Origin of the sequence: Actinomadura flavalba DSM 45200 (genome assembly GCF_000374305.1) — a bacterium.
Classification (GTDB): domain Bacteria; phylum Actinomycetota; class Actinomycetes; order Streptosporangiales; family Streptosporangiaceae; genus Spirillospora; species Spirillospora flavalba.
In genome coordinates, this window is sequence record NZ_KB894098.1 from 185,452 (window position 1) to 205,469 (window position 20,018).

The 20,018-nt window shown below is 75.0% G+C and carries 11 protein-coding genes; 4 read left to right on the forward strand and 7 right to left on the reverse strand.

The window, feature by feature from the left end:
* Positions 1-24: 24 nt before the first annotated feature.
* Both C229_RS0121530 and C229_RS31380 read left to right on the forward strand, forming a co-directional pair.
* A complete protein-coding gene (locus C229_RS0121530) occupies positions 25-1,032 on the forward strand; it encodes a hypothetical protein (protein WP_026314028.1) in 1,008 nt (335 codons plus the stop codon).
* A 20-nt stretch (positions 1,033-1,052) separates the two neighbouring features.
* On the forward strand, positions 1,053-1,691 hold the full coding sequence (locus tag C229_RS31380) for a hypothetical protein (protein WP_018657180.1): 639 nt from the start codon (positions 1,053-1,055) through the stop codon (positions 1,689-1,691).
* On the opposite strand, the gene C229_RS0121540 is transcribed toward C229_RS31380, so the two are convergent.
* Positions 1,688-2,917 (reverse strand): ArsB/NhaD family transporter, encoded by a 1,230-nt coding sequence (locus C229_RS0121540; protein WP_018657181.1) that lies wholly within the window; start codon positions 2,915-2,917, stop codon positions 1,688-1,690. The genes C229_RS31380 and C229_RS0121540 overlap by 4 nt on opposite strands.
* A gap of 72 nt (positions 2,918-2,989) precedes the next feature.
* Between C229_RS0121540 and C229_RS0121545 the strand changes: the two genes are divergently transcribed.
* Positions 2,990-8,947, forward strand: a complete 5,958-nt coding sequence (locus C229_RS0121545; protein ID WP_018657182.1) for a WD40 domain-containing protein — start codon at positions 2,990-2,992, stop codon at positions 8,945-8,947.
* 116 nt (positions 8,948-9,063) lie between these two features.
* Here the strand turns inward: C229_RS0121545 and coaE are convergent, their stop codons facing one another.
* The 5 genes from coaE to C229_RS0121570 all read right to left on the reverse strand — a co-directional run bounded on the left by coaE (position 9,064) and on the right by C229_RS0121570 (position 16,079).
* Positions 9,064-9,669: a dephospho-CoA kinase gene (coaE, locus tag C229_RS0121550; protein ID WP_026314029.1), complete on the reverse strand. Its 606-nt coding sequence runs from the start codon at positions 9,667-9,669 to the stop codon at positions 9,064-9,066.
* 13 nt (positions 9,670-9,682) lie between these two features.
* Positions 9,683-10,171 (reverse strand): GNAT family N-acetyltransferase, encoded by a 489-nt coding sequence (locus tag C229_RS0121555; RefSeq protein ID WP_018657184.1) that lies wholly within the window; start codon positions 10,169-10,171, stop codon positions 9,683-9,685.
* Positions 10,172-10,180: 9 nt separating this feature from the next.
* Positions 10,181-12,085 carry an endonuclease/exonuclease/phosphatase family protein gene (locus C229_RS0121560; RefSeq protein ID WP_018657185.1) on the reverse strand — a complete coding sequence of 635 codons (1,905 nt, stop codon included), beginning with the start codon at positions 12,083-12,085 and terminating at the stop codon, positions 10,181-10,183.
* A gap of 1,111 nt (positions 12,086-13,196) precedes the next feature.
* The gene (rpsA, locus tag C229_RS0121565; RefSeq protein WP_018657186.1) at positions 13,197-14,690 is read right to left on the reverse strand and encodes a 30S ribosomal protein S1; all 1,494 of its coding nucleotides are present in this window, start codon (positions 14,688-14,690) and stop codon (positions 13,197-13,199) included.
* 267 nt (positions 14,691-14,957) lie between these two features.
* Complete coding sequence (locus tag C229_RS0121570) at positions 14,958-16,079, reverse strand: polysaccharide deacetylase family protein (RefSeq protein ID WP_018657187.1); 1,122 nt, start codon at positions 16,077-16,079, stop codon at positions 14,958-14,960.
* A 169-nt stretch (positions 16,080-16,248) separates the two neighbouring features.
* Between C229_RS0121570 and C229_RS0121575 the strand changes: the two genes are divergently transcribed.
* Positions 16,249-17,253, forward strand: a complete 1,005-nt coding sequence (locus tag C229_RS0121575; protein ID WP_018657188.1) for an asparaginase — start codon at positions 16,249-16,251, stop codon at positions 17,251-17,253.
* A gap of 64 nt (positions 17,254-17,317) precedes the next feature.
* Here C229_RS0121575 and polA read toward each other — a convergent pair whose 3' ends face one another.
* Positions 17,318-20,008 (reverse strand): DNA polymerase I, encoded by a 2,691-nt coding sequence (polA, locus tag C229_RS0121580; RefSeq protein ID WP_018657189.1) that lies wholly within the window; start codon positions 20,006-20,008, stop codon positions 17,318-17,320.
* Between the last annotated feature and the right edge of the window lie 10 nt (positions 20,009-20,018).

The window sequence follows — 20,018 nt, forward strand, 5'->3', positions numbered from 1 at the left end:
ACAGGACGGGGAGCCCGCTTCGCCATGACTCGATTCGCCGTGTGGCTCGGCAGGAACGCCGACGCCTTCGTCGCCCTGCTGCTCGCCGTCGTCGTCGCCGCCCTCGGCCTCGGCGTCGATCTGCCCAACGAGACCGAGGTGACCAACAGCGCGATCCTGGCCGTCATCGGCCTGCTGGCCACGTCCGTCCTGCGCGACCGGGCGCGCCGCCAGCCGGTCGAGGCCGAGGTCCGCGACACGCTGCGCGACTCGACGTCGTCGCTGGCCGAGCTGTCCGGGCGGCTGGCCGACGTCGAGCGGTTCGAGGGGGTGCTGGAGGGCACCCGCCGGGCGCTGGACGACGCGTCGGTGGTCCGGGTGGCCAGCCGCGCCCAGATCGAGCAGTTGCTGGCCGAGGCGCGCCGGGGCACCGACCGGTGGTTCTACCGGGGCGGCACGGGCGCCTATCTGCGGTCGCGGACGCTGCCCGAGTGCGTCGCCGACGCCAACCGGCAGCGGCGGGCGCTGCTGGTGCGGGCGCAGCTCGTCGACCCGGCCGACGACGCCGTCTGCGAGACGCTGGCGCGGCACCGGGCGTCGCTGCCCGCCGCGCCCGGCGAGGGCCCGTGGACGGCCGACCGCGTCCGCAAGGAGGTGCTGGCCACGATCCTGGCGGCGTGCTGGCACCGGCAGCGGTTCGTGATGCTGGACGTGCAGCTCGGCCTGTCCGCGACGATGACGACGCTGCGCTACGACCTGTCCACCTCGCGCATCCTCGTGACGCGCGACGATCCCGGCGGCGACGTCCTGGTGATCGACAACGACAAGTTCTACTACGCCTGGTGCGCCGCCGAACTCCAGACCAGCCTCGACCAGGCCCGGCGGGTGCCGGTCGAGCGGGCCCGCGAGGCGCCGCTCGGGGACGAGCCGACGCTGGAGGAGGTGCGGCGGCTGTTCGACGTGCTCGGCCTGCCGCTGCCGCGCGCCTACGCCGACCGCGACGTGGTCGAGATCGTCCGGATGGCGCTGCGGCCCGCCGCGCCGCTCGTGTGACCCGGCCCGGGAGGTGACCCGTGAACCGCCGCGAACTGTCCGCCCGGCTCGCCGACGGCCCCGATCACACCGCGCTGCGCGGCTGGGCGCGCGGCGTGCTGACGCGGGCCGCCGAGGGGACGGGCGTGCCCGCCGTGCACCATCCGCTCGGGTTCGTGTGCCTTCCGGTGGAACGGACGGGCGGCGACGGGGTGTGCGTGCACGTGTGGTCGCCGCGGCTGCCGGAGGCGGCGACGTCCACGTCCGGCGTGCACTGCCATAGCTGGGACCTCGTCAGCTACGTCCTGACCGGGGAGATCGGCAACCGGCTGCCGGACGTGCGGCCGGTGGCGCGCGGGCCGACGCACCGGCTGTTCGAGGTCGTCAGCTCCCCCGCCGGGGACGATCTGCGTCCCACCGGACGGACCGTCCGGCAGGGTCCGGGCGTCACCGAGCGGCACGGGCCGGGCGCGGTGTACCGGCTGCCCGCGGGCGTCTTCCACGAGAGCGTCGTGCCGGACGGCGGCTGCACCGCCACGATCGCGCTCGGCTCGGAGACGCCCGGCGTGCCGGATCTGACGCTCGGGCCGCTCGACGGCGCGCGCCACCACGTGACCCGTCCCGAATGCGGCGACACGACGCTGCGGCTCGTCGCCCGCGCGGCCCTGGACGGCCTCTAGGTCGCCAGCAGCGCCAGGACGGCCGCGAGCGTGCCCGCGACCGCCAGCACCGCGCCGGTGAGGACGAACCGGCGCAGCGGCACGCGCAGGTCCCAGCGGCGGCACCACTCGAACCACAGCAGCGTGGCCAGCGACCCCCACGGGGTGATGACGGGGCCGACGTTCGTGCCGATGAGCAGCGCGAGGAGCTGGTCGCGATTGGCGGGCGGGACGGCCGACTCCCCCGCCACGTAGGCGGGCAGGTTGTTGAGCACGTTGGACAGGCCCGCCCCGGCGAACGCGGCGCGCAGCGCGCCCGCCGCGTCGTCGCCGGTGCCGACGAGCGCGCGCATCGCCGCGTCCAGCCCGAACCGCTCCAGCGTCGGCACGACGAGGAACAGGCCCGTGACGAACACCAGGAGCTGCCAGGGGATCAGCGCGGGCCGCAGCGCCGACCGGTTCCGGACGGCGAAGGCGGCGACGGCGATCAGCGCGGCGCCGGTCGCGGCCAGGCCGAGCTGGACGCCGGTGTGCACGCCGAGCAGGATCGCGCCGATGAACAGCAGGCACGCCGCCGCCGTCGCCCAGAACAGCACGCGGTCGCGCGGCGCCGCCGGGCCCGGCGGGGTGTAGCGGTCGGCGCCGCGTTCGCCGCGCCGCCAGAAGAACACCCACAGCAGCACCATCGTGACGGCCAGGACGGCGAGCTGCGGCGCCCACATCCGCGCCGCGAACGCGGGCGTCTCCAGCCCGACGCGGTCGGCGGCCAGCAGGTTCGTCAGGTTGGAGACGGGCAGCAGCAGGCTCGCGGTGTTGGCGAGCCAGACGGTCGCCATCGCCAGCGGCAGCGGCGCGATCCCGGCGCGGGCGGCCAGCGCCAGCATGACCGGGGTGATGAGGACGGCGGTGGTGTCCAGGTTGAGGAACAGCGTCGTCACCGACGCGAACGCCACCACGAGCAGGAACAGCGCGGCGTAGGAGCCGCGCCCGGCGCGGGCGGTGCGCTCGGCCAGCGCGTCGAAGACGCCCGCCTCCTTCGTCAGCTCCGCCAGCACGATGACCGCGAACAGGAACAGCAGCATCGGGGCGACGCGGGTGAGGCTGGCGCGGGCGTCGGCGGCGGGCAGCAGGCCCGTGACCACGCATAGCACGCCCGCGGCCAGCACGCCGACGCGGACGCGGTCGAGCGCGCCGAGCGAGGTGGCCGCGCGGCGCAGGGAGGCGAGGGCGGTGCGCACGGCACGCATGTTCTCACGGAAGTTATCCACAGGCTCGGCGGAGGGCCGCGCGGAAGGCGGCGGGATCGCGATACTGGGGCCATGAACGCTCCCGGAGAGTCCAGCGGGCCCACCCGTCCGACCGACTTCTTCATCAGCTATTCGCCCGCCGACGAACGGTGGGCGTCGTGGATCGCCTGGCAGTTGGAGACCGCCGGGCACCGCACGATGATGCAGGCGTGGGACTTCGTGCCCGGCACCAACTTCATCGACTTCATGGATCGCGGGCTGTCGGAGGCCAAGGCGGTCATCGCGGTGCTGTCGCGCAACTACCTGCGGTCGCGGTACGGGCGCTGGGAGTGGATGACGGCGCTGCGGGCCGATCCCGACGATCCGTCCCGCAAGCTGATCACCGTCCGCATCGAGGACTGCCCCATCGACGGGCTGCTGTCCACGATCACCTACGTCGACCTGGTCGGCGTGGAGGAGCCTGCGCGGGCGCGGGCGCTGCTGATGCGGCGCATCGAGGAGTCGCTGGCCGGGCACGCGCGGCCGTTCGAGGGCCCGGGGTTCCCGGGCGGGCCGGTGGTGCCCGCGCCGGCACCCGGTGACGCGCCTGCGCCGCGCGTCGTGCGGACTCCGGCGGCGCTGGCCGCCGCCGAGACGGGGCAGGCTCCGCCGTCGCGGCCGCCGCTCACCGGCGAGCGCGCCACCCGGCGCATCCCGGTGCGGGCGCCGCACTTCCCCGCCGCCGAGGGCGAGGCGCCGGGGCCGCGCGAGCGGCTGAGCGTCCTGCACCTGCCCGGGCCCCGGTTCGGCCGCACGCTCGGCGGGCCGGACGAGCCGCGCACCGCCACCGAGTTGCAGGACCGCGTCTGGAGCGACGTCACCCGCCTCGCCGACCAGGGCGTTCCCCGGCCCGAACTGCTCGTCGTCACGGGCAACCTCACGCACTCGGGCAGCCGCAGGGAGTTCACCGAGGCGCTGTCGTTCCTCACCAGCCTGCGGGCGCTGCTCGGGCTGGAGGCGCACCGCGTCGTGATCGTCCCGGGCGCGCACGACGTGACGCTCGCCGCCTGCCGGGCCTACTTCGCGAGCTGCGAGGCCGACGAGATCGAGCCGCAGCCGCCGTACTGGCCCAAGTGGCGGCATTTCGCCGGGCTGTTCCAGGAGTTCTACCAGGGCCTCGACGGGCTGATCTTCGACAGCGCCCAGCCGTGGACGCTGTTCCCCGTGCCCGATCTCAAGGTCGTCGTGGCCGGACTGAACTCCACGCTCGCGCTGACGCACCGCGAGAACGACCGCTACGGGCACGTGGGCCGCGCGCAGGCCGCCTGGTTCACCGAGCGGCTGCGCCGGTTCGAGGCCGACGGCTGGCTGCGCCTGGGCGCCGTCGGGCACAGCCCCGTCGGCGGCGAGCCGGACGCGCTGCGCGACGCCGACGATCTCGACGCCGTCCTGGGGCGCCACCTGAACCTCCTCCTGCAAGACGCGCCCGCGCAGTTCGGCGCCGTGCCGGAGCTGCCGTCGGGCGCGCCCGCGGTGCCCTCGCCCGGCCCGGGACGGCACCAGATCGTCGTGGTGTCGCGCACCGGCCTCGCGCGGTGGGTACCGTCCGACGAGCGGCCCGGCCCGGCCACGGTCGAGCGCGCCTGGATCGACGTGGGCGGCACGTTCCCCTCGCCGCCGCGCCCGGCGGCCGTCGAGCCGCCCGTCCCCGACGGGCCCGCGGCGGGGCCGCCGCCCGTCCGGGACGACGCCGAGCAGACCCGGCCCGATCCGGCCGGGCGCCTGCTCGACCGCATCACCGAGGCGTGCGAGACGCGATTCGAGCGCGCCACCGTGCGGCGCGTCGACGCCGACCCGCCGCACCTGCTGCTGACCCATCTGGAGGCGGGGTTCGTCCGGCAGTACCGCATCGGCGCGCACGTCGGGCGGCCCACCGAGGACGACGTCGACGCGTTCGTCCGGCACGTCCACGCCGACGGCGCCGACCACGGGTCCGAGCTGGTGTATTTGGGGCCGCCGCCCGCCCGGTCGCTCCGCGAGGACGCGCTGCGGCGCGGCATCCGGCTGCGCAGCTTCACCGAGTTCCAGGGCCTGCTCGACCTGTCGGAGTACGTCGCCGCGCAGTCGGCCCGACTGACCACCGGCGGCGTGTACCCGCCCTCGCTGTACGTCCCGCAGCGGTTCCGCGAGCTGGACCGCCAGTCCGGCCCGGACGGCGCGGGCGCCGGCGGCGACGACGCCGTGGGCGAGATGCTGCGGCTGCTGGCCGCCGACCACGGCCGGTTCCTGCTGCTCCTGGGCGATTTCGGCACCGGCAAGACGTTCGCGCTGCGCGAGCTGGCCCGGCGCATCCCGGCCGAGCTGCCGCACGTCATCCCGATCCTCATCGAACTGCGCTCGCTCGACAAGGCGCAGTCGGTGGACGCGCTGGTCGCCGCCCACCTCGCCGCGCGCGGCGAGGAGCTGATCGACCTGCGCGCCTTCCACTACATGCTGCGCCAGGGCCGCATCGTGCTGCTGTTCGACGGGTTCGACGAGCTGGTCACCCGCGTCTCCTACGACCAGGCCGCCGACCACCTCGACACGCTGCTCCAGGCCGCCGACGACAAGGCGAAGATCGTCGTGGCGGGCCGCACGCAGCACTTCAAGTCCCAGGCGCAGGTGCTGACCGCGCTCGGCGAGCGCGTCGGGGTGCTGCCGCACCGGCGCCTGCTGACGCTGAAGGGCTTCAACGCGTCCCAGGTCCGGCGCTACCTCGTCAACCGGTACGCCGACGAGCAGATCGCCGACGACCGGCTGCGGCTGCTGGAGAGCATCGAGGAACTGCTCGGCCTCGCCGCCAACCCGCGCATGCTCAGCTTCATCGCCGACCTCCCCGAAGACCGCCTGCGCGTCATCGCCCAGGCGCGGCACACCGTCAGCCCCGCCGATCTCTACGCCGAGATCCTGTCGACCTGGCTGCGGCACGAGGCCGAACGCGTCCGCCCGGCGGGCGGCACGCCCGGCCTGGCCGCCGACGACATGCGGCGCGCCGTCACCACGCTCGCGCTGCGGCTGTGGGAGGGCGGCGAGCAGTTCCTGCGGCTCGCCGAGCTGGCCGACGTCGCCGAGACCCTCACCGGCCTCAGCCGCGACCGGATGTCCCCGCAGCAGGTGACGCACGCGGTCGGCGCGGGCAGCCTCCTGGTCCGCACCGAGGCGGGGCTGTTCGGCTTCATCCACGCGTCGGTCGCCGAATGGCTCGTCGCCCGGCACATCGCCGACGGGTTCGCCGACGGCGCCCCGCCCGAGCTGGCCCGCCGCCCGCTGAGCCAGCTCACCGTCGACTTCCTGTGCGACCTGGCCGACGCCCGCGCCTGCCAGGACTGGGCGGCGGGCGTCCTGGCCGACTCCGCCGCCGCCGACGCCGCCCGCGCCAACGCCATCAAGATCACCACGCGGCTGCGCACCCCCGCCCGCGCCGACCTGCGCGGCGCGAACCTCCAGGGCGAGGACCTGTCCTACCGCGACCTCCAGGACGTCGACCTCACCGGCGCCGACCTCACCGACGCCCAGCTCGTCGGCACCAACCTGTCGCGGGCCGTCCTGCGCGACGCGTGCCTGGCCGGGGCCCGGCTCGACGAGGCGCGGCTGACCGGCGCCGACCTGCGCGGCGCCGATCTGTCCCGCGCCCGGCTGGCCCGCGCCGACCTGCGCGACGTCGCCGTCGAGGGCAGCCGGTGGACGCGCGCCGCCCTCATCGGCGCCACCGTGCCCGACCGGGTCGCCCGCGCGCCCGAGCTGCACGAGGCGGCGGTCGCGCCGGGCAGCCCGGTGGAGACGCAGCTCGCCCCGGCGGCCGTGGGCGTCCCGTACGGCTTCCACTTCCGCACGAGCCGCCTGCCGCAGCCCCTCGCCTACAGTCCCGGCGGCGCGATCGTCGCGGTCGGCGGAGAGGACGGCGGCGTCCTGGTCTGCGACGCGGTGACCGGCGCGCCCATCCGCACCCTCCAGGGTCACCGCGACCGCGCCTACGCGGTCGCGTTCGATTCCGCCGGCAGCCTCCTGGTCACCGGCTCCGCCGACGGCACCCTCCGCGTCTGGGAGCTCGCCACCGGCGACTGCCTGCACACGCTGACCGTCCATCCCGAGGGCGTCTGGCCGGTCGTCGTCGGCGGCGGCGCGTCCGGCCCCGGCCGTACCGGCCGCCGCCCCCCGCCGAGCGCGGGCGGGGCGCCCGGTGCCGGGCGCCCGCCACGGGACGCCTCGTCCGGCGGCCCGGCGGGCGGCGCCGAGCCGGGCGGGGACGCGTTGATCGCGGCCGGGGCGGCGGACGGCGTGGTGCGCGTCTGGAAGGCCGCGACCGGTGAGCCGGTCCAGCAGTTCCCCGGGCACACCGCGCCCGTCTACACCGCCGCGTTCGACCCGGCGCTGGCCGTCCTGGTCACCGGAGACGCGGGCGGGGCGCTGCGCGTGTGGGACGTGGCGTCCGGTGAGCTGCTGTGGTCGCTGTCGGGGCATCGCGGCGCGGTGTTCCGGGTCGTGTTCCAGCCGGGCGGCTCGCTCGTCGCGGCGGGCGACCAGGCGGGCGTGATCCGCCTGTGGGACGTGTCCACCGGCGAGATCCGCAAGGAGATGCTGGGCCACACCGGCAGCATCTACGCGCTGGCCTTCCACCCGGAGGGGCGCGTCATGGTCTCCGGCGACACCGACGGCTCGCTGCGCCTCTGGGAGGACGGCGAGCACCGCCGCACCCTGCCGGGCCACACCGGCGCGATCTACCAGGCGACGTTCAGCCCGGACGGGTCGCGGCTGGCGACGTCCGACAGCGAGGGGTCCGTCCGCCTGTGGGACCCGGTGACCGGCGCACAGCGGCTCACCCTGGCGGGTCACCGGGGCGCGGTCTGGCCGTTCGCGTTCCGGCCCGACGGCGCGCAGCTCGCCACCACCAGCAACGACGGCACCGCCCGCCTGTGGGACGCCGAGACCGGGCAGAGCCGCGCGCTGCTGCGCGGGCACGGCCGCCGCCTCACCGGCGTCACGTTCAGCCCCGACGCGAGCCTGATGGCGAGCAGCGGCAACGACGGCGTGGTCCGCCTGTGGGAGCCGCGTTCCGGCCGGATGATCCGCGAGCTGCACGGCCCGGCCGACAACCTGACGTCGGCGGCGTTCAACCCGGCGGGCGTGCAGCTCGCCACCGCCACCAACGACGGCGGCGTGCACCTGTGGCAGGCGGCGGCGGGCGTGTTCGAGCGGGAGCTGAACGTCGAGACCGACCACGTGTGGGCGCAGGCGTTCAGCCCGGCGGGCGACGTCCTGGCCACCGCCAACGACGACGACACGGTCCGCCTCTGGTACTGGACGACGGGCCGCGAGGTCGCGAACCTGGCCGACCACCGGGGCCGCGTCCGCTCCATCGACTTCAGCCCCGACGGCGCGCACGTCGCCACGGGCTGCGACGACGGCGGCGTCCGCCTGTGGGATGCCCAGAACGGCGAACCGCTGGCGCTGCTCACGGGCCACACCGACCGCGTCTACCGCGTCGTGCACGACCCGTCGGGCGCGACGCTGGCGACGGCGAGCAACGACGGCACCGTCCGCGTCTGGGACGTCGCCGCGCGCGGCGTCCGCCACGTCCTGACCCACCACACCGGCCGCCTGTGGACGGCGGCGTTCGCCCCGTCCGGCGACCTGCTGGCGACGGCGGGCGACGACCTCGTCATCCGCCTCTGGGATCCCCGCACCGGCCGCCGGCTCCACACGCTGACCGGGCACACCCGCCGCGTCTGGTCGGCCGCCTTCTCCCCCGACGGCTCCCTGCTCGCCACCGCCGGCGACGACGGCGCCATCATCCTCTGGAACATGACCGACCCCACGTCCCCCACCCGCCACGCCACCCTCCTCGGCCTCCCCGAGGGCTGGGCCGCCCTCGCCCCCGACGGCCGCTACAAGTCCGAGGGCTCGGTCTCCGGCGAGTTCTGGAACGCCATCGGCATGGTCCGCTTCGACCCCGGCGACCTAGACCCCCACCTCCCCACCGTCCACCCCATAGCCCTGGACGAACCCTTCTGACCACCCACCCCCCAAAACCCAGCCACCAACTCCACCCAGCGCTGTGGGGTGGTGTGCTCGATCGGCGGTCGTGGGGCGCGCGATGGGCGGTGTTGTGTCGGGTGGGTTGGTGTGGGTTAGGGGGAGGTGGTGGCGTGGGTTTGGAGGGTTTGCCAGAGGGTGTCGGTCTGGGTGTGCAGGGAGTGCAGGGTGCCGGAGTTGTCCAGGATGTGGTCGGCTGCGGCGCGGCGGGCGGCGCGGGTGGCCTGGGCGGCGATGCGGGCCTCGGCGGCCTCGCGGGTCATGCCGCGATGGGTCGCGAGGCGTTCGATCTGCGTTTCGACGGGGGCGTCGACGACGATGACGACGTCGTAGAACGAGGCGAGGTCGTTCTCCACCAGCAGCGGGACGTCGTACACGACGATCGCGTCGGCCGGGGCGGCGTCCATCAGTTCCTGCATGCGCTCCCCCACGAGCGGATGCACGATCGCGTTGAGGGCCTTGCGCCGGTCGGCGTCCGCGAAGACGATCTCGCCGACCTTCTCGCGGTCCATCGAGCCGTCCGGCAGCAGCACCTCCGGCCCGAACTCCGCGACGACGGCGTCGAGGCCGGGCGTCCCGGGCTCCACGACCTCGCGCGCGATGCGGTCGGCGTCGATCACCACCGCGCCGTGCGCGGCCAGCCGCGCCGCCACCTCGCTCTTTCCCGAACCGATCCCGCCGGTGAGTCCCGCTTTCAGCACGGCACCAACCTACTCAGGGCGCGACCGCGCCCGCCACGAGGGGCTTGCGCAGATGGACGAGCGTCAGGTGCGCGGCCAGGCGCTCGCGGCGCGTCTCGGTGTAGCCGAGCCGCCGGTACAGCCGCAGGTTCGCGTCGCTGAGGTGCCCGGTGAACAGCACGCAGGCGTCGGCGCGCCCGGCGACGGCCTCCTCCAGCGCGGTCATCAGCGCCCGGCCGACCCCGGCGCGCTGCGCGTCCGGCGCCACGACGAGCCGCCCGACCAGGCACGTGCGCTCCTGCACGCGCCCCCGCACGGCGCCGATGACGCGCCCGCCCGCCGTCGCGGCCAGCATGACGGTCCCGGCGTCGGTCACCGCCGCGCGGACCTGCTCCAGCGACTCCACCAGCGGCGCGATGAACGGATCACCGTAAAGCTGAGCCTCGGCGACGTACGCGGCCCGCTGGACGGTGAGGATCGGGCCCGCGTCGCCGGGGCCCGCGGGCCCGATCTCGAACTCCATCCGACGACCCTACTGCGCGAGCCGCACCGTGACCCGCACCGGACGATGGTCGGGGCCGGGGACGACGGGGACCACGTAGTCGGTGAACAGCAGGTCGTCCGTCGCGAAGATCCAGTCGAGCCGCCGCCCCGACGCGGTCGTCGGCGCGGGGTCGCCGGTGCCGGCGCTGCGCAGCCCCGTCCCGTCGGTCATCCGCAGGATCTCCCGGTCGCCGGGCTCGGCGTTGAACGCGCCGCCGATGATCGTATGCGGCGCGCCGCCCCAGGCGCGCAGCAGCGCCGACGTCTCGCGCATCCGGTCCCGTTCGTGCTCCGCGCCGGATTGCAGGTGGGTGGACCACACGTCGAGAAGCCCGGCGCCGGTGTCCAGGCGCGCCCACACGTATCCGTGGATCTGCGACCAATCGCCGCGCGGCATCCGCCCGACGCCGGACCCGCGCACGGGCAGCGTGGTGAGGATCGCGTTGCCGAACTGGCCGTCGGCGGCGGGCCCCCACAGCAGGGTCATGCCGAGCCGCCGCGACAGCCACACCGCGACGTCGGTGGTGCCCGACAGCAGCGAACCGCGCCCGGTCTCCTGGAGCAGCACGACCTGGGGGCGCTGCGCGGCGATCGTCCGGGCGGCGCGGTCGGGGTCGAGGCGGCCGGAGGCGTCCACGGCGTCGTGCACGTTGTAGCTGAGGACGTTCACCTCGCCGCGCCGGCCGGACGGCGGCGGCGCGTCGGCGGCCGGGGCGGCGACCGCGTACAGCGCGGTCCCGGCGAGCAGGACGAGCGCGGACGCCCCGGCGACCAGCGCCCGCAGCGGCGCGCGGGCGGGCAGCGGCCCGCCGCGCGCGGCGGTGATGGCGGCCAGGCCGCCGAGCCCCAGCCCGGCCAGGCCGGGCAGCGCGTTGTTGGGGAACGGCAGCGAGGTCAGCGCGCTGAGCTGGTACGGCACCAGGACGACGGCGATGAGCAGCCCGCCGAACGCGCCCGCGACGTCCACCCGCCAGGGCGCCCCGGCGCCGCGCCCGCCGCGCCGCAGCGGCGCCCGGCACGCGACGGCCAGCAGCCACGCCGCGAGGACCTGCCCGACGATGACGACGGGCACGATCTCGACGCCGGAGATCGCGAACGTACCGGCGATGGCGGCGGCGCCGAGGCCGAGCAGCGTCCCGCCGAGCACGCAGACGCCGCCGGGCACGGCGCGCACGGCCAGCCCCGAGGCGAGGAACGCCAGCGCGAGCGCCTGCCCGGCGACGATGACCAGGTGCGCGGTCGTCAGCGACAGCCAGCCCGCCGACGCGACGAACGCGGGACTGGCGAGCACGAGGATCTGGAGGGCGAGGAAGGGGCCGAACGCGGCGGCGCCGAACGCGTCCCGCCAGGACACGCCGGGCGCGGGCACGAGGCCGCCGCTGACCTCCCGGTAGAGGGCGGCGGCGCCGAGCGCGACGACGGCGAGGCAGACGAGCCACGGCCCGATCCCGGCCTGCCAGACGGGGTCCCAGGTGGCGAACGCCATCCGGACGGACGTGTCGGCGGCCAGGCCCGCGACGGCGGCGGTGGCGAAGCCCACGCCGGACAGTCCGCGCGCGCCCTCGTACAGGGCGGCGACGGCGAGCATGCCGAGCGCGGTGCCGAGGAACGCCAGCCACACCTGCGGCCCGGTCGCCTGCGCGACCAGCCGGACGAGCAGCAGCCCGCCGATCCCGGTGAGCAGCAGGCCCCGCGCCCCGGCGGCGCGCCGCACGACGGGCGCCACCAGCCCGGCCAGGTACAGCAGCGCCACGACGCCGCCGGCCACGGCGGCGCCCGCCGAGTCGGCGAAGTGGTCGAGCTGGGAGAAGGAGAACCGCAGCGTCTGCGCGAGCACCGCGACCGTGACGGCGATCAGCACCAGCCGCGCGGGCCCCTGCGGGATCACCGACACCCGTCGCCGCACCCCGGCCCGGCGCCGCCCCCGGCGCCCTACCCCGTACCCGCCGCTCTCCGGGCCAGAGCCGTTCCCGCCGCTCTCCGGGCCAGAGCCGTTCCCGCCCCCGCCGCCGTTCCCGCCCCAGCCGCCGTTTCCGGAACCGCCATCGTTTCCACGACCGCCGCCGAAGGCGGGCTGCGGTGCCTGCCCGGGCGGCGGGCCGCCAGGTCCCCGGCCGTGGGGGTGACGGCCGCGCTCGGCGTCGTAGCCCGGTGGCACAGCGCCCTGGGGGCCGTGTCCGTGCGGGGTTGCCGCAGGCGGCGGCTCGCCGGGGGCGCCGGGCGGGGGCGCCGCGTGGCGTCCGCGCGGCGGCTGGGCGGGGGTGGAGTGGGGGTCGGTACCGGTCAATTGAACAGGTGCTCCCGGACGGGGGACGGTCGGTCGGGCGGGACCGCTGAAACGGACCACGGCCGAAAGGAGATCCGCGGATCGCCTCCCGGCCGTGTTCATCCTGCCACCGGACTCCCCGAACCGCCGCCCGGGACGCGCCACACACCCCACCCAACCCCCAACAACCCCGCCAAATCACAACCCCGCGCGCACAGCCCACCACGCGCGGCACCCGCAGAAACCCGCCACCCGCACGGCCCCGCTCCCCCGCGCGAACGTGGCGTGCGAGCGGTGACGCCCGTGTGAACGACCAGTGGGAGCCGTGCCGCAGGTGGGCTGGTCGGGGTGCGGCCCAGGTGCGTGCGGGGCCGGTACGGCGTGAGACGCCGGGGGAAACGCGGCGACGCCCGCCCGCGGTCGGCTGGGAGCCGGTGCCGCAGGTGGACTGGTCGAGGTGCGGCCCAGGTGCGTGCGGGGCCGGTACGGCGTGAGACGCCGGGGGAAACGCGGCGACGCCCGCCCGCGGTCGGCTGGGAGCCGGTGCCGCAGGTGGACTGGTCGAGGTGCGGCCCAGGTGCGTGCAGGGCCGGGTACGGCGCGAGGCGCCGGGGGAAACACGGCGACGCCCGCCCGCGGTCGGCTGGGAGCCGGTGCCGCAGGCGGGCGTCGGTGGTGCGGGACGGCCCTGGGGCCGTCCGGGTGGTGGGCGCGGGGTGTGCCCGCGCCCACCTGACGGTCACTGGCCGCCGGACAGCTTCTCGCGCAGGGCCGCGAGGGCCTCGTCGGTCGCCAGGGCGCCGCCGGTCTGCTCGGTCTCGCCGCCGCCCGAGTACGAGGTCTCGGTGCCGCCGCCGGTGCTGCCGCCCGCGGGGGCGGCCGTGTCGGCCTCGGCCTCGGCCTTGCGGGCCTCTTCGATCTGCTTGCGGTGAGCGTCGAAGCGGGACCGGGCCTCGGCGTACTGCCGCTCCCAGGTCTCGCGCTGCTCGTCGAAGCCCTCGAGCCACTCGCCGGTGTCGGAGTCGAAGCCCTCGGGGTACTTGTAGTTCCCCTGGTCGTCGTACTCGGCGGGCATGCCGTACAGCGTCGGGTCGAAGTCCTCTTCCTCGATGCCGGCGGCGCTCTCGTTGGCCTGCTTGAGCGACAGGCTGATGCGGCGCCGGTCGAGGTCGATGTCGATGATCTTCACGAAGATCTCGTCGCCGACCTGGACGACCTGCTCGGGGATCTCCACGTGGCGCTCGGCCAGCTCGGAGATGTGCACCAGGCCCTCGATGCCCTCCTCGACGCGGACGAACGCACCGAACGGCACCAGCTTGGTGACGCGGCCCGGCACGACCTGCCCGATCTGGTGGGTGCGGGCGAACTGCTGCCACGGGTCTTCCTGGGTCGCCTTGAGCGACAGGGAGACGCGCTCGCGCTCCATGTCGACGTCCAGGACCTCGACCGTGACCTCCTGGCCGACCTCGACGACCTCGGAGGGGTGGTCGATGTGCTTCCAGGACAGCTCGGAGACGTGCACCAGACCGTCGACGCCGCCGAGGTCGACGAACGCGCCGAAGTTGACGATGGAGGACACGACGCCCTTGCGGACCTGGCCCTTCTGGAGCGTGTTGAGGAAGGTCTGGCGGACCTCGCTCTGCGTCTGCTCCAGCCAGGCGCGGCGGGACAGGACCACGTTGTTGCGGTTCTTGTCCAGCTCGATGATCTTGGCTTCGAGCTCGCGGCCGACGTACGGCTGGAGGTCGCGGACGCGGCGCATCTCGACCAGCGACGCGGGCAGGAAGCCGCGCAGGCCGATGTCGAGGATGAGACCGCCCTTGACGACCTCGATGACCGTGCCGGTGACGATGCCGTCCTCGTCCTTGATCTTCTCGATCGTGCCCCAGGCGCGCTCGTACTGGGCGCGCTTCTTGGACAGGATCAGGCGGCCCTCCTTGTCCTCCTTCTGGAGGACCAGGGCCTCGACGTGGTCTCCGACGGCGACGACCTCGTTGGGGTCGACGTCGTGCTTGATGGAGAGCTCACGGGAGGGGATGACACCTTCCGTCTTGTAGCCGATGTCGAGGAGGACCTCGTCTCGATCGACCTTGACGACGGTGCCTTCGACGATGTCGCCGTCATTGAAGTACTTGATGGTCTCGTCGATCGCTGCGAGGAAGGCTTCCTCGGACCCGATGTCGTTGACCGCTACCTGCGGGGTGGTCGAGGTGGCCTCGGTGCTGCTCGTCATGTGTCGGCTGGCTCCGGATACGGACATAGTCGGTGTCAAGACTGCGCGGAGGGCCGTTATCCGCCCTGCCGTGGACCGGAGGGGAAGAGACGGGGGTGCCAGGCGGCTCCCCGCGTCAGTGAACCGAACCGATGTCGACGACCTGACCGAGCGCGAGCTTGCTCCGTCCGAAGCACGCACAAGCCCACAGCGCAGCGATCAGGATATGGGATACTCAGCGGCAGGTCAATCGAGTCATGACCGGCCGCCCTGACCGGGCGTCGGCGCTCAGTACACGCGGCCGCGGTCGCGCAGGTGGGACGCGAGCCGGTCGGAGGCCGCGCGCGGGAACGTGATGGTCGCGGGGTCGCCGTCGGAGGTGTAGCGCTCGCCGGGATTCTTCCGGAGATGCTCCAGCCATGCTACCGAACAGTAGCGTCGGCAGTCGTTCTCCTTGATCTTCCCTTCGGACCGGACGCGGTTGATCGCGTACCGGTCGAACGCGGCGGCGAAGGGCGACTCCGACGGCCGCCAGCCCGCGAGGAAGACGCCCTGGAAGCCGTACCGGTCGCCGTCCCGGCGGGCCCAGGACGGCGTGCGGGGCACGGCGCCGAACGGGTAGGCGAGCGTCGCGGTGTGGGCGCCGGTCAGCTCGACGATCCGCCGCTCCAGGTCACCGATCTCCGCCCGGACCCTCTTCTTCGTCAGCGCCGACAGGTCGGCGTGCGTGCGCGTGTGGTTGCCGATCTCGAACCCGTTGCGGACGAGCCAGGCCAGCCCCTCGGCGGCGCGGTCGCCGAGGCCGAACATGTCCTCGTTGACGTAGAACGTCGCGACCGGGCGGAACCCGGGGTGGGCGCGCGCCACCTCCCGGAGGACCGCGACGGCGGTGTCCGGGGCCGGGGCGCCGTTCGCGTCCAGGGCGAAGTGGCCGGGGGTGCCGTCGTCGAAGGTGAGGACGACCGGGTGACGCCCGGCGGGGACGTCCAGGTCGCCGCGCACGAACTCGGCGGCGGTAACGGGAACGTAACCGTCGCGCGCCAGCGCGGTCAGCTCGGCGCGCAGTTCCCCGACCGACCGGTCCAGGGACTGCTCCGGCTTCGCGACGATCCGGTGGTACATGAGCACGGGCACGACGCCGAGTTCGTTGGCCCGGGCGGCGCGCGCGGCCGGGGCGGCCTCGGGCAGCGGCGCGTCGGGGGGCGTCGTCGGCGTGGGGGTGGCGGGCGGCGCGGCGGGGCCGGACGGTTCCGGGGACGGCGCGACGGACGCGGGCGCGGCGGGCGGCGGGGTCGCGGCGGCGCGGGCGGCCGTCGCCGCCTCCGGCGGGTTCCGGTCGCCGGGCAGCACGAATCCGAGGACGAGCGCGACGACCACGACGGCGCCGGCGAGCTTGTGCAGGACGGGCACGGGCCTTCCGTTCCGCTGGGGGGCCAGCACAGCGTACGGCGGCGGCGCCGTCCCGGGACAGAGCCCGCCGGGAAACGGACACGGCACTTCTCCGGAACATCACCGACGGTCACTCTGGGTAACACCGCACTGATCGGGCCCGTCGCGGGGCGGGCCGGGAGGGGGCGGTGTGCGGCGGCTGGTGATGCTCGGGACGGGCGGGACGATCGCGTCCCGGGAGACGCCGCGCGGCCTGGCCGCCAAGGTGGGCGCGGCCGAGCTGCTGCGCGCGGCGAACGCGGTGTGGGACGACCCGCGCGTGCGGGTGGACGTCCGCGACCTGGGCCCCGTGTCGAGCTTCGCCGCGAGCACCGCCGACGCGCTCGGCATCGCCGGCGCCGCGCTGGCGGCGGCGCGGGAGGCCGACGGCGTCGTCCTCACCTACGGCACCGACACGATGGAGGAGCTGGCGTTCCTGCTGGCGCTGTGCCACGACGGCGCGGCGCCGATCGTGCTGACGGGGGCGCAGCGCCCGGCGAGCGCGGCGGGCCGCGACGGCGACCGCAACCTGGCGGCGGCGCTGCGCTGGGCGGCGTCGCCGCAGGCCGAGGACACCGGGGTGTCGGTGGTGTTCCACGGCCGCGCCTGGCCCGCGATCGGGGTGCGCAAGGTGGACTCGTACGGGCTCGCGGCGTTCGCGGCGCCGGGCCGGAGCCCGCTGGCGGCCGTGGACGAGGCGGGCGTCCGCGCCCCGTTCGCGGCGGTGCGGCGGCCCGCGCCGCTGCTGGCCCCGCTCCCGGACGACCTGCCGCGCGTGGACGTGGCCGCCCAGTACCTCGGCTGCGACGCGACGGCGGTGCGGGCGGCGGCGTCGGCGGGGGCGCGGGGCGTGGTGCTCGCGGCGATGGGCGCGGGGAACGCGCCCGCGTCCGTCGTGGCGGCGGCCCGGGACCTGATCGCGGACGGCGTCCCGGTCGCGGTGGCGAGCCGCACGGGCGCGGGCCCGGTGCTCGGCCTGTACGCGGGCGCCGGGGCCGAGCTGTCCCGCGCGGGCGCCCTCTTCGCGGGCGACCTGTCCCCGTGGCAGGCGCGGCTGCTGCTGGCCGCGTCGCTGGTGGACGGCGGAGACGCCGCGGGCGCCCTGGCGCGCTGTCGCGACTGGATGGCCGAGGCGGGCGTCACGTCCCGGCCCTGAACGGCCGCGCTCCGGTCGGCGTCGGCCGCGCCGCCGTCGTCTCTCTCCTCGGCGCGGCGCCCGCCTAGTGGGCGGCCTCCTGCCAGGTGCGGCCGGTGCCCATGGAGACCTCCAGGGGCGCCTTGAGGTCGTAGGCGCCGGCCATCTGGGCGCGGACCAGGTCGCTGAGGGCGTCGTGTTCGCCGGGCGCGACCTCCAGGACGAGTTCGTCGTGGACCTGCAAGAGGATGCGGGACTCCAGGGACCGGTCGCGCAGGGCCTGGTCGACGCGGAGGCTGGCGACCTTGACGATGTCGGCGGCCGATCCCTGGATGGGGGCGTTGAGGGCCATGCGCTCGGCCATCTCGCGGCGCTGCCGGTTGTCGGAGTTGAGGTCGGGGAGGTAGCGGCGGCGGCCGAGGATGGTCTCGGTGTAGCCGTCCTGGCGGGCGCGCGCGACGACGTCCTGGAGGTAGTCGCGGACGCCGCCGAACTGCTGGAAGTACTCCTCCATGAGGCCGCGGGCCTCCTCGGCGGAGATGCGGAGCTGCTGCGACAGCCCGTACGCCGACAGGCCGTAGGCCAGGCCGTAGTTCATCGCCTTGATGCGGGCGCGCAGCTCTGAGTCGATCTCCTCGGGGGGCAGGTCGAACACCCGCGCCGCGGTGATCGTGTGGAAGTCGGCGCCGGTGCCGAACGCCTCCAGCAGCGCCTCGTCGCCGGACAGGTGCGCCATGATGCGCAGCTCGATCTGGCTGTAGTCGGCGGTGAGCAGGGTGTCGTAGCCGCCGCCGACGACGAACGCCTCGCGGATCTGCCGGCCCTCGGCCGTGCGGATCGGGATGTTCTGGAGGTTGGGGTCGGTGGAGGACAGGCGCCCCGTCGCCGCGACCATCTGGTTGAACGTGGTGTGGATGCGCCCGGCGTCGTCGGCCATCGGGATGAGCGAGTCGACGATGGACTTGAGCTTGGCGACCTCGCGCCACCGCAGGATGTGCTCCAGGACGGGGTGGCCGTCCTTGGCGAGCAGGTTCGTCAGCGCCTCGGAGTCGGTGGTGTAGCCCGTCTTGGTGCGCTTGGTCTTGGGCAGGCCCAGCTCGTCGAACAGGACCTGCTGCACCTGCTTGGGCGACCCCAGGTTGAACTCGCGGCCGACGGCCTCGTGGGCGCGCTGCTCCATCTCCTTGACCTGGCCGCCGAGCGTCGCCGACAGGCCCGCCAGGTGGTCGGCGTCGACGGCGATGCCGGCCCGCTCCATGCCCGCCAGGACGCCGACGAGCGGCAGCTCCACCTCGTGCAGCAGCCGCGTCGCGCCGCGCCGTTCCAGGTCGCGGTCGAGGACGTCGGCCAGCTCACCGACGGCGCGGGCGCGGACGGCCAGGTCGAGCGCGGCCTCCTCCTCGCCGGAGCCGTCCAGCGTGAGCTGCCCGGAGGTGTCGCCGTCGTCGCGCAGCTCGCGGTGCAGGTAGCGCAGGGCCAGGTCGGCGAGGTCGAACGTGCGCTGCCCGGGCAGCGCCAGGTAGGCGGCCAGCGCCGTGTCGCTGGTGAGCCCCTCGATCTCCAGGCCGCGCGCCGCCAGCGCCAGCATCGGCCCCTTGGCCTCGTGCATCGCCTTGGGGCGGGACGCGTCGGCCAGCCACGCCGCCAGCGCCCGCTCGTCGTCGGCGATCAGCTCGGCCGGGTCGAGGTGGACGGCCGCGCCCGCCGCCGACGCCAGCGCGACGCCGGTCAGCTCGCCGGTGCCGCGCCCCCACGTGCCCGTCACCGCGACGCCCGTGCGGCCCGCGGCGGTGTTCTCCTCCAGCCAGGACGCCAGCGCCCCCGGCTCCAGCGCCTGGAGGTCGACGTCGAAGCCCTCGTCGGCCTCGGGCTCGACCGCCGACAGCGACGCGTAGAGCCGTTCGCGCAGCACCCGGAACTGGAGCGAGTCGAACAGGGTGTGGATCTCCTCGCGCTCCCACTGGCCCATCTTCAGCTCGGCGGGGGCGGCCTCCAGCGCGACGTCGCAGTCGAGCTTGTTGATCTGCTGGTTGCGCAGCACCGACGCCAGGTGCTCGCGCAGGTTGTCGCCCGCCTTGCCCTTGATCTCGTCGACGTGGGCGACGAGGGCGTCCAGGTCGCCGTACTTGGTGAGCCACTTGGCGGCCGTCTTCGGGCCGACGCCGGGCACGCCGGGCAGGTTGTCGCTGCTCTCCCCCACCAGCGCGGCCAGTTCGCGGTACCGCTCGGGCGGCACCCCGTACTTGGTCTCGACGGCGGCCGGGTCCATCCGGGCCAGCTCCGACACGCCCCGGATCGGGTACAGGATCGTGACCGACTCGTCGACGAGCTGGAACGCGTCGCGGTCGCCGGTGACGACCAGCGTGTCCATTCCGGCGGCGGTCGCCTGCACCGACAGCGTCGCGATGATGTCGTCGGCCTCGAACCCCGCCACCGACAGGCGCGGGATGCGCAGCGCGTCCAGCACCTCGAAGATCAGCGAGACCTGGCTGCGGAACTCGTCGGGCGTCTTCTGCCGGCCCGCCTTGTACTCGACGTACGCCTCGTGCCGGAACGTCGGCTCGGACCGGTCGAACGCCACCGCGATGTGGGTGGGCTGCTCGTCGCGCAGGACGTTGATGAGCATCGAGGTGAAGCCGTACACCGCGTTGGTGGGCTGGCCGTCGGTCGTCGCGAAGTTCTCCACCGGGAGCGCGAAGAACGCCCGGTAGGCGAGGGAGTGCCCGTCCAGGAGGAGGAGTCTCGGCTTGTCAGGGGTCGGTGCTGTCGTGGCCACACCAGGACTC